Origin of the sequence: Streptococcus sp. DD11 (assembly GCF_001578865.1) — a bacterium.
In the GTDB taxonomy this organism is placed as follows: Bacteria; Bacillota; Bacilli; order Lactobacillales; family Streptococcaceae; genus Streptococcus; species Streptococcus panodentis.
Genome location: NZ_KQ969393.1, coordinates 507,476 through 515,649, shown reverse-complemented (window position 1 = coordinate 515,649; position 8,174 = coordinate 507,476). Strand labels below are relative to the sequence as shown.

The following is an 8,174-nucleotide window of genomic DNA, read 5'->3' as shown; positions in this document are numbered from 1 at the left end:
CAGCGGCCAGCGCCGCCTCAATCCGGCCCTGCTGCATCAGATAAATGGGCAGATAGGCATGATCGCTCCCCACATCCAGCAGCCTGCTCCCAGCCGGCACAAAAGCCGCAACCTTTTCCAATCGCTGGGAAATCGTTTTTTTCTGCATAGCTTTCTCGTTTCTATTGATTGTCCTATTCAGTATATCATTTTTAAGGGCATAAAAAAAGCGGCGGGAGAAAAATCGCCTTGATCAGCCATCATTCTGTCCCGCCCTAGTCTTTTTACTTGATTGCCTTGTATTCTGCTTTCAGCCCCCGCTGCACCGCTGGACGGGCTGCAATCTTATCCACCCAGGCCTGCAGATGCTTGTAGGAAGCGGTATCGAGAAATTCTGCAGAACCGGCATAGAGCCTGCCCTCTGCCAGCTGTCCGTACCAAGACCAGATGGCGATGTCGGCGATGCTGTAGTCCTGACCGGCGATATAAGGCTTGGCCGCCAATTCCTTGTCCAGTAAATCCAGCTGGCGCTTGACCTCCATGGTAAAGCGGTTAATCGGATATTCCATTTTTTCCGGTGCATAGTGAAAGAAATGGCCGAAACCGCCGCCCAGGAATGGCGCTGCGCCTGCCTGCCAGAAGAGCCAGTTGAGGACCTCCGCACGCTCGGCAGGTTCAGCAGGGATAAACTGCCCGAATTTCTCAGCCAGATAGAGCAGGATATGGGCAGACTCAAAGACCCGAATCGGCTCAGCCCCTGACTGGTCCAGCAAGGCCGGAATCTTAGAATTAGGGTTGAGCTTGACAAAGTCCGAGCCAAACTGGTCGCCATCCATAATGCTGATTTGGTAGAGGTCGTAGGCTGCCTCCGCTGCACCATCCGCCAGCAGCTCCTCCAGCAGAATGGTGGCCTTGACACCGTTGGGCGTCCCCAGCGAATACAGCTGGAAAGGCTGCTCACCGACTGGCAGCTTCTGCTCAAAGCGAGCACCGGCAGTCGGTTGATTGATCCCTGAAAATTTACCCTGATTGCTGTCCGCAGCAGACCAGACTTTTGGCAGTTTGTATTCTGACATGGTTTCTCTCCTTTTGAAGTTTACTAACTAAATCTGAACAAAAATAATCAGATTCTGTCGTTCCTATTGTAACATAGAATATTACAAGAAACTGAGACAGACTCCCATGCTTTTTATCAATCCTTCCACAAATTCATAGCCTTGAGGAAGTCGTCTGACACCGTCACATTCTGCGGATTGGCCGCTTCACGCTCCTCGCGCTTGGCTTCTACTTGAGCGACACTGGTAATGCCCTCCCGCCGCCAGTTGCGCAGGATAGCCTGGATGTATTTCCAGTTGGCCTTGCCGTTAAAAACCGCTTCCCGCAGGGCAGCCTTGATCAGCTCTGGGCTGGTTCGGTCGTCCTGAACGGTCTTGGTCAAATCCTCAATCTCAAAGGGGGTCAAGAGACGGCCCAGCTCCTGCTGGAAGGTCTCTACCAAGTCTTTCAGGACATTCTGCGGCGGCTTAACCGCAGCCTGCTGGTCGTTTTTGGCTGCCAGCAAATCGTCCAGCTTTTCCAAGGCAGGGGAAGCATCGAAAATCACCTCAGCTTCGCCTCCCAGCTCAATTGTTTTATACTGCAAAAGGCCTTTTTCGGTCAGATGGGACATGGAGCGGTTGACCTCCGTCAATGTCCTGCCAATCGTCTCCGCAATCTGGCTCGGTGCCACTTCTTCCAGCGATGTAGTGTTTTGCAGATAGAAAAACTGCCAGACCAAAAAATCATCAGAGGAATCAAAAATATCCTTAAAATGCAAAAGCAGGGCACTTGGAATAACCAGATTGCCCGATTTGAAAGCTGATAAATATGTCATGTAACCCCTTATAAATAAGCAAAAAATGATACGTCGTTTTCAGGGCTTTCCCAGTCAAAAGGTGTTTCCTGATAGACCGCATAGTTGACCCAGTTACTGAAAAAGAGAGCTGCCGGCAAACTCCAGCGCAGAGACGGTTGGCTGCTGACATCATCGTTCTGAAAGTAATGCTCTGGAATATGCGGATTTTTACCAGCCTTCAGATCACGAAAATACTCTCTGGCCAAGGTATCCCGGTCATACTCCATATGGCCGAAGCTGTAGACCTCCCGCAAATCACGGCTGGCAGCAACTGACACGCCTGTCTCTTTGCCTTGGGAAAGAATTTCCAGATTGGTCAGATTGAGAATGTCTTCTTTCAGCACCTCAGTATGGCGGGAATGAGGGGCATAAAACTCATCGTCAAAGCCGCGGAAGAGCAGATTGCGGCTGGACGCTGACTGGCTGTAGACCCCGGACAGCTTGCGCTCCATCTGGTGCTTGTCCACCCCATAGCGGGCATAGAGCCCAGCCTGAGCTCCCCAGCAGATATGAAGTGTGGAAAAGACATGGGTCTTAGACCACTCGATGACCTGCTGAAACTCCTCCCAATAGTCCACCGCCTCAAAGGGCAGATGCTCGACCGGTGCCCCAGTAATAATCAAGCCGTCAAAATAACGGCTCCTGACCTGCTCAAAGGTCTTATAGAAGGTCTCCATGTGCTCTGCATGGGTCGTTTTGGACCGATGGGATTTCATATAGAGAAATTCGATAGTCAGCTGCAGAGGGGTATTGGCCAAATGCCGCAGGAGCTGCGTTTCTGTCACCATTTTCTGCGGCATGAGATTGAGAACCAAGATATTGAGAGGACGGATATCCTGATGGTCCGCCCGGTCGTCGTCCATGACAAAGATATTCTCAGAACTTAAAATTTCAACAGCTGGTAATTTTTTATCAATCTTAATGGGCATGAAAATATCTCCTCTGAATCAGATCCACTGTGCTCAGCCTGTGCGGATGCACTTGGACAATCTAAGATGCAGAACTTGGGAAAGGTCTGCTGAGACCTTCCCCAGCCTGACCGGTGATGCAGCAAAAGCTGCACTTGGTGCTGTCCCTGTCAACAATAGATTTCCTCTCAGCAACAGTTTATATTACTCTCATTATACTGGAAGGAGATATAGTTTTCAATTATACTTTTTCTCTAACTAGATATAGCTTTAAACTATGTATCAGTAGTGCATGAGCACCTTGTAGTCATAGTCGCCAATCGCTTCGCGGCCCTTGAGCTCATCCAGCTCAATCAGAAATGCACAGCCGGCAACCACACCGCCCAGACGTTCGATCATTTCAATGGTCGCCTTGACTGTACCGCCTGTCGCCAGAAGGTCATCCACAATCAGTACCCGCTGGCCGGGTTTGATGGCATCAGCATGCATGGTCAGAGTATCGATGCCGTATTCCTTTTCATAGTCTGCAGAAATCACTTCGCGCGGCAGTTTGCCCGGCTTGCGGACCGGCGCAAAGCCAATCCCCAGCTCAAAAGCCACAGGGCAGCCGACGATAAAGCCGCGGGCTTCCGGACCGACAATCATGTCAATTTTCTTGTCCGTCGCATACTGGACAATCTCACGGACAGCATAGCTGTAGGCATTTCCGTCTGCCATCAGCGGACTGATGTCGCGGAAAGTAATGCCTTCCTGCGGGTAATTTTCGATTGTTGCAATATAGTCTTTTAGATTCATTTGTTACTTTCTCTCAAAAAATTTTTTACTCTCTATTATATCATGTTTTCCAATAAAAAGGGGATAAAAAAGAAAAACTGGGAGAAATGCTTCCCAGTCTGCTGCTTCCCGTCCTGCTAGCTGTAAATCCTCAGTTTCTTCTCCAGACGGGCCTGAAGGATTTCAAAGCCGTAGCAGAGCAGCCAGTAAATAAAGGCTACCAGGACATACATAGACATATAGTCCAATTCCCGGCCGCCGACGATTTTGGCCTTTTGGAAAATATCCTGAACGGTAATCATGGCCATGAGGGAGGTCGATTTGATCATGTCCAGAACCACATTGCCCAAGGGCGGAATAGCAATGCGGATGGCCTGGGGCAGGATAATCTTGCGGACAATGGTCCAATTTTTCAAACCCAGAGCCCGCGCTGCTTCCCACTGGCCCTGATCCACTGCCTGCATACTGGCCCGGAAAATCTCAGAGATGTAGGCCGCGCTGACCAGACTGAAGGCCAGATAAGAGCACAGAAGCGCCGGCAGCTCCACCCCATAAAAAGGCAGTCCAAAGTAGAGCACAAAAAGCACTACAATCATGGGAACGCCCCGCATGACAGAAATATAGAAGCGGGCCAAAGCAGACAGAAGGCTGCTTTTGGACATCCGGGCCCGGGAGATGAAGAAGCCCAGCACCAGCCCCGTCAGAAAGGACGTCAGAGCGACGCCCAAGGTATAGGGAATGCCAGAAAAGACAAACCAAAACTGATCGACTATCAGCCGAAAATCAATAACATTCATCCTCTATTCCACATCTGAAATGTCAACCGTTTCATAATCAAACTTCTTTTCCTGGGTCACATCCTGACCGGCAAAGAATTTCTCAGAAAGCTTGGTCAAGGTACCGTCCTTGCGCATCTCCTCCAAGGCACCGTCAATCTTTTCCAGCAGAACCTTATTGTCCAGCGACAGGGAGAAGCTGGCAGAAGTCGGGTTAAAGTAAACATCTTCTAAAATCTTGATGGGCTTGTCCGGAAAGGCTGTCAGCGCCATGCTTTGTAGGTAGTAGTCATTGATGATTACATCTGTCCGCTTGTTGACAATGTCATTCATATAGACATCGTTGGTGACATTGTCATAAATCACCAGCTCCGCGCCCAGCTTTTTGGCAATCTTCATATAGTTGGTCGAAGCGGCTCCTGCTGCTTTCTTGCCTTTGAGATCCTTGAGCGAGTGAATGCCTGAATTGTCCTCCTTGCGGACAATCATAGAGGTAAAGGAATATTTGTGCGGTCTTGTCCAGAGGAACTTATCAGCGTTCTTTCCGCTTTTTCAGAATAGCCGGCCACATCCACCTTGCCGCTCTTGAGGGCAGCCAGCATGCCGTCCACACTCATCTCTTCAAACTCCACCTTCAGTCCCAGACGCTTGCCGACTTCCTTTATAATCTCCACATCATAGCCAGTCAGATTATTGTCATCATCGTGATAAGACTGCGGAAACAGTGTCCCAGACGTTGCGACTTTCAGGGTTTTAGACTGTTCAATCTGATCCCATGAACCATTTGAACTGCTGGACTGCTTAGCAGAGCAGGCTCCCAAAAGAAGAGTTAGGCCAGCCAGGGCCAAACAGGCAGAAAAAAGCTTTTTCATATGTTCACCATCCGTGTTTATTTTGAAATGATATTAAAAAGTAAGAAAATATCATTTCCCTACTTTTTATCATACTAAATTGGTGACGCTTTCGCAATCAATCTGTTTGTGATTTACCGCTCAAACTTTCCCGCCTCTTCAAAAAGCTGGGCTACATATAAGAGCAAGTCCTCTCGGCCCTTGGCCGCCGTCAGCTGCACTCCCAGCGGCAGGCCCTCCGCCGTCCGATGCAGGGGCAGACTGATGGAGGGCTGGCCAGTCAGATTGGCCTGCTGGGTAAAGGGAGTCCATGCCAGACTTTCCTCAAACATCTGCCAGATTAGCTCCTGCTGCTCCGACTGGGAATAGTCAGCTATATGTCTCAGCTGCTCCTGCAGGGCTGCTGACAGAGGAAATTGGTCCTGCTTGGGTGCTGATTCTGCAGTTGCAGGTGTCAGGTAGAGGTCGTAGGTCTCATGAAAGACTGCCATCTGAGCTGAATACTGATCCCAGTCCTGCAGGATTTTCGTGAAATCCTTGGCCGAAATCTTCTGCCCAGACTGATAAAGGGCCCAGCTCATCAGCTCCATATCTTCCAAGCGCATCGAGCGGCCCAGACTGGCTTCAATGCCATCAAACATAGCGGCTGTTTCCACGCTGTTCATGAGATAATAGGACTTCATGGCCTCAATGCCATCCAGAGGCTCCTGCGCCAGCTCTGCCACTTCATGTCCAAGCTCCGCCAGAAAGACTGCGGCCTTGTGAACGGCTGCCTGAGCAGTCTGGGAAACAGAACTGCCAATCGGCGAACGGCTGCTGAAAGCAATCCGCAAAGGCTGCTCCGCCCTAAAGTCAAACAGGCTTTCCCTGCTGAGCAGAGGCAGGGGAAAGGGACTTTCCATCTGACAGGTCTGCAAATGATAGAGGAGGCGTCGGGTATCACGGACTGACTTGGTCAGGGCAAAATTCACTGCTGCCCCCTGCCAGCCTCTATAGGAGCCGGGTCCGACAGGTATTCGGCCGCGGCTGGGCTTGAGACCAATCAGGCCGTTAAAGCTGGCCGGAATCCGAATCGAGCCGCCGCCGTCACTGGCTGCAGCCAAGGGAACCATGCCCGACGCTGCTGCTGCGGCTGCTCCGCCGCTGGAGCCGCCGGCATTGCGGGTCAAATCCTGCGGCAGGGAGACCGGACCATAAAAACGGCTGTCGCTGATATTCTTAAAGCCAAATTCAGGCGTATTGGTCCGGCCCAGAATGATAAAGCCCAGCCTCTCTAAAGCCGCCACATAATGATCTGTCTGCTGGGGACGATAGCCAGCAAAGAGAGCCGAACCCGCCGTGGAAACAGCGCCGGCCTGTTCCTGCCCCAGATCCTTGAGAAGGAGGGGCACGCCGGCAAAGGGCAGATGATCAAAGCAGCCCTCTTGCGCCAGCTGTCTGGCTTCCTCATACTGCTTGTAAACCACAGCATTGAGCGACGGATTGAGCCGCTCAATCTTTGCTATCGCTTCTTCTACCAGCTCCAAAGGCGATACTGCTTTTTGTCTGACTGCCTGCGCCATGGCGGTGGCATCTGTCCAAGTCATGTGTTTCTCCTTAAACTCATGGTTAAAGTATATCCAACGATTTTCTAGCAAATTTATTGCAATTTTAATGAAAAGAATTGTTTCTATCTTTATGAAACTAAATATACTGCTTTAAATAAACCGGAGTTGCTATTTCTTGTTTGTAAACTTTGACAATATCTTTGGTAAATAAGCCCAATAACTCTAGACTATCAGAAGAGTTTATCTCAAATGTTGAGAAGTTAGAACAATCAAGGAAATGATGGAGTTCTCTGTAATTCTTAATATAAGTATAGCCTTGCGGGGCATGAAATGTTGGAGATAATTGCTTAGCTTGTTCTAACAATACTGGTTTATCAAGAAGAGATAGAGAATGAATGGCTGAAAAATACTTAGCGCCCTCATTCAAGTGTTGCTCTAAATTTGAGCAGCTGCTACTTTTCAGTCTCCTCTTGTCCAAGAAATCTTGAATATTATTACGTTTCCCTAAAACCATTTTCCCAACAATCATCTTAGCAGGCGCAGATAAGTATAAATAAGCAATTGTTTCTTCATCAGGTATCCTAGCACGATATTCGAAATGCTTTTTTCCGGTCAATAGAGCTCGAAAAAATTCTGGTTTAAAGCTAAGGATAATTTCATTCATCTAAAATTTTCTCCTTCGCAAGACTTTTGTTTGATCCTTTACCATCTCATCTCTCCATCAAATAATCATACATCTCCTGCACGGTGCCCAGCGCCATCAGCTCCTGCTCCTTGACGGTGCGTTTGAGATCTTGGAAAATGAGACTGCTGTCAATTTCTTTCTTTTCTGCCCCTTTATTAACCGTCATGACGCCGTCTTTAATGGTCACAAAGCCCAGCTCTTCAAAGATTTGAATCATCTTCACAAGGAGAATCGGATCAAGCTTCAGATAAGACGCCAGCTCCTTGAGCTTGTAGCGGATGTCAAACTCCGGAAACTGGTAAATCGTCTTGTAGAGACGGGCAAACTGCTCCCTGCTGCCATAGCCGGTCAGATAGTAGGGCCGGGCAATGTCATTTTTGAAATAAATCGCCTCAAACTCATGGGACTGCAGAATAGCTTTCAGCTCCTGCAAATCATCAGGAAGGTCATAAATCAGTACAGCTCTGCTATTGTCCAAATCCGGCAAAGGCTGGGTGAAACGCAGCTGGGGAACCCCATCAGGCAGCGAGGCATTTTTGCCGCGGACATTAAAGAGCTGAACGCCGTCCACACGCGCATCCACCAGCATGAGCTGCAGACTGGTCTGGCCGTTCCACCTATTGACAGAAAGGCTGACCGCCAGCTCCAGCTGCTTAGCCTGGGCAAATTCGGCCGCCAGCGTCCCTTGACCAAAGGCCACTACCTCAAAGGCCGCATCCTGCTGCGAGACCTTCAGTTTGAGGTGGCTGTTGGCTGCCCC

At 49.6% G+C, this 8,174-nt stretch carries 9 protein-coding genes and 1 pseudogene; all 10 read right to left on the bottom strand.

Annotated features, from left to right (window positions below):
• The coding region (locus tag STRDD11_RS14235; protein WP_241209340.1) for a tRNA (adenine(22)-N(1))-methyltransferase TrmK at positions 1 to 148 on the bottom strand (148 nt) is incomplete at its 3' end.
• Between the two features lie 115 nt (positions 149 to 263).
• Complete coding sequence (gene yghU, locus STRDD11_RS05760; RefSeq protein ID WP_128836209.1) at positions 264 to 1,055, bottom strand: glutathione-dependent disulfide-bond oxidoreductase; 792 nt, start codon at positions 1,053 to 1,055, stop codon at positions 264 to 266.
• Between the two features lie 116 nt (positions 1,056 to 1,171).
• Complete coding sequence (locus STRDD11_RS05755) at positions 1,172 to 1,852, bottom strand: DnaD domain-containing protein (protein ID WP_128836207.1); 681 nt, start codon at positions 1,850 to 1,852, stop codon at positions 1,172 to 1,174.
• A gap of 8 nt (positions 1,853 to 1,860) precedes the next feature.
• Positions 1,861 to 2,802: a homoserine O-acetyltransferase MetA gene (gene metA / locus STRDD11_RS05750; RefSeq protein WP_128836205.1), complete on the bottom strand. Its 942-nt coding sequence runs from the start codon at positions 2,800 to 2,802 to the stop codon at positions 1,861 to 1,863.
• Between the two features lie 261 nt (positions 2,803 to 3,063).
• Positions 3,064 to 3,576, bottom strand: coding sequence for an adenine phosphoribosyltransferase (locus tag STRDD11_RS05745; RefSeq protein WP_128836202.1), 513 nt, complete (start codon positions 3,574 to 3,576; stop codon positions 3,064 to 3,066).
• Positions 3,577 to 3,692: 116 nt separating this feature from the next.
• Positions 3,693 to 4,352: an amino acid ABC transporter permease gene (locus STRDD11_RS05740; RefSeq protein WP_128836200.1), complete on the bottom strand. Its 660-nt coding sequence runs from the start codon at positions 4,350 to 4,352 to the stop codon at positions 3,693 to 3,695.
• 3 nt (positions 4,353 to 4,355) lie between these two features.
• Positions 4,356 to 5,203: pseudogene (locus STRDD11_RS05735) on the bottom strand (transporter substrate-binding domain-containing protein).
• A 113-nt stretch (positions 5,204 to 5,316) separates the two neighbouring features.
• Positions 5,317 to 6,768 carry an amidase gene (locus tag STRDD11_RS05730; RefSeq protein ID WP_128836198.1) on the bottom strand — a complete coding sequence of 484 codons (1,452 nt, stop codon included), beginning with the start codon at positions 6,766 to 6,768 and terminating at the stop codon, positions 5,317 to 5,319.
• 97 nt (positions 6,769 to 6,865) lie between these two features.
• Positions 6,866 to 7,393 (bottom strand): hypothetical protein, encoded by a 528-nt coding sequence (locus STRDD11_RS05725; protein ID WP_128836196.1) that lies wholly within the window; start codon positions 7,391 to 7,393, stop codon positions 6,866 to 6,868.
• 46 nt (positions 7,394 to 7,439) lie between these two features.
• A partial coding sequence (locus tag STRDD11_RS05720; RefSeq protein WP_206512680.1) for a single-stranded-DNA-specific exonuclease C-terminal domain-containing protein occupies positions 7,440 to 8,174 on the bottom strand: 735 nt, incomplete at its 5' end.

Excerpts from the sequence above, each read along its gene's own strand:
- yghU (WP_128836209.1), bottom strand. The coding sequence starts at position 1,055 with ATGTCAGAATACAAACTGCCAAAAGTCTGGTCTGCTGCGGACAGCAAT.
- STRDD11_RS05755 (WP_128836207.1), bottom strand. The coding sequence starts at position 1,852 with ATGACATATTTATCAGCTTTCAAATCGGGCAATCTGGTTATTCCAAGT.
- metA (WP_128836205.1), bottom strand. The coding sequence starts at position 2,802 with ATGCCCATTAAGATTGATAAAAAATTACCAGCTGTTGAAATTTTAAGT.
- STRDD11_RS05745 (WP_128836202.1), bottom strand. The coding sequence starts at position 3,576 with ATGAATCTAAAAGACTATATTGCAACAATCGAAAATTACCCGCAGGAA.
- STRDD11_RS05740 (WP_128836200.1), bottom strand. The coding sequence starts at position 4,352 with ATGAATGTTATTGATTTTCGGCTGATAGTCGATCAGTTTTGGTTTGTC.
- STRDD11_RS05730 (WP_128836198.1), bottom strand. The coding sequence starts at position 6,768 with ATGACTTGGACAGATGCCACCGCCATGGCGCAGGCAGTCAGACAAAAA.
- STRDD11_RS05725 (WP_128836196.1), bottom strand. The coding sequence starts at position 7,393 with ATGAATGAAATTATCCTTAGCTTTAAACCAGAATTTTTTCGAGCTCTA.